The sequence below is a fragment of the Pseudomonas sp. NPDC089918 genome, assembly GCF_050280605.1.
In the GTDB taxonomy this organism is placed as follows: domain Bacteria; phylum Pseudomonadota; class Gammaproteobacteria; order Pseudomonadales; family Pseudomonadaceae; genus Aquipseudomonas.
Map to the genome: position 1 here is coordinate 1 of NZ_JBNNVP010000102.1, position 1582 is coordinate 1582.

Consider the following 1582-nt stretch of genomic DNA (forward strand, 5'->3'; position numbering starts at 1 on the left):
CGGTCCCGAAACCGGTGGCCCCCTCAAGGCTTCAGAGATTGAACAAGACGGCTTGCCGACTGACCTGCGGATTTGAGTGACAACCCATGCCAAAAAACAGCGCCAAGGCTGAGTGTGATTGTGCTTCAAGCCCGGCAGCTAGTGCGCTGCCGGGTTGATTATTTGTTATTACAGCGATATTATCTCGCGCCCTATTTCTTGGCTTCCGGGGCGTAGGTAGCTGTCAATTGGAGTCCCACTGAATGGCCCGTATTGCAGGCGTTAACATTCCAGATAACAAGCATACTGTTATCTCGCTGACCTACATCTATGGTGTTGGTCGCACTACTGCACAGAAAATTTGTGCAGTGACTGGGGTAAACCCAGCCGCAAAGATCAAAGATCTGAGCGACGAGCAGATTGAACAGCTGCGTGGCGAAGTGGCGAAGTTCACCACTGAAGGTGACCTGCGTCGCGAAATCAACATGAAAATCAAGCGTTTGATGGACCTCGGTTGCTATCGCGGTCTGCGTCATCGTCGTGGTCTTCCAGTGCGCGGTCAGCGTACGAAGACTAACGCGCGTACCCGTAAAGGTCCGCGTAAGCCGATCCGCAAGTAATCGCCCCAGCGAATCGACAGGAAATTAATCATGGCTAAACCTGCTGCTCGTCCTCGTAAAAAAGTTAAAAAGACAGTGGTTGATGGCATCGCCCACATCCATGCTTCTTTTAACAACACAATCGTGACCATCACCGACCGTCAAGGCAACGCTCTTTCCTGGGCTACCTCCGGTGGTTCGGGTTTCCGCGGTTCCCGCAAGTCCACCCCGTTCGCTGCTCAAGTAGCTGCTGAACGTGCTGGTCAAGCTGCGCTGGAATACGGCCTGAAAAACCTCGACGTTAACGTCAAAGGTCCAGGCCCAGGTCGTGAATCCGCAGTCCGCGCTTTGAACGGCTGTGGCTACAAGATCGCCAGCATCACCGACGTGACGCCAATCCCGCACAACGGGTGCCGTCCGCCGAAGAAGCGTCGCGTGTAATCCAGGAGATTGTAAAGAATGGCTCGTTACATTGGTCCAAAATGCAAACTCGCTCGTCGCGAAGGCACCGATCTCTTTCTGAAGAGCGGCGTGCGCGCGATCGAATCGAAGTGCAACATCGAAGCAGCACCTGGTATCCACGGCCAACGCCGCGGTCGCCAGTCCGATTACGGCACCCAACTGCGTGAAAAGCAGAAGGTCCGTCGTATCTACGGCGTTCTCGAGCGTCAATTCAGCGGCTACTACAAAGAAGCTGCTGGCAAGAAAGGCGCAACTGGCGAAAACCTGTTGCAGCTGCTCGAATGCCGTCTGGACAACGTTGTATACCGTATGGGTTTTGGCTCTACTCGTGCCGAATCCCGTCAGCTGGTATCGCACAAGTCGATCAGCGTTAACGGTCAGACCGTAAACGTTCCGTCTTACCAGGTTCGTGCTGGTGACGTGGTCGCAGTTCGCGAGAAAGCAAAGCCGCACTGAACGTGATCGGCAACGCCCTCGCCGTGCTGGTCATCGCACGTTGGGAAGGCATGTACGACGACGCCAAGGGCCAGCGCTACTGGAAC

At 54.9% G+C, this 1582-nt stretch carries 2 protein-coding genes and 2 pseudogenes; all 4 read left to right on the forward strand.

From position 1 onward, the window contains the following. The first annotated feature begins 242 nt into the window (after nt 1–242). Nucleotides 243–599, forward strand: coding sequence for a 30S ribosomal protein S13 (gene rpsM / locus ACQKPC_RS30325; RefSeq protein WP_003186020.1), 357 nt, complete (start codon nt 243–245; stop codon nt 597–599). A 30-nt stretch (nt 600–629) separates the two neighbouring features. Further along, nucleotides 630–1019, forward strand: a complete 390-nt coding sequence (gene rpsK, locus ACQKPC_RS30330; protein ID WP_002555466.1) for a 30S ribosomal protein S11 — start codon at nt 630–632, stop codon at nt 1017–1019. An 18-nt stretch (nt 1020–1037) separates the two neighbouring features. After that, a pseudogene (rpsD, locus tag ACQKPC_RS30335) lies at nt 1038–1487 on the forward strand (30S ribosomal protein S4); the annotation flags it as partial. Further along, nucleotides 1481–1582, forward strand: a pseudogene (locus ACQKPC_RS30340) (hypothetical protein); the annotation flags it as partial. The pseudogenes rpsD and ACQKPC_RS30340, both read left to right, overlap by 7 nt.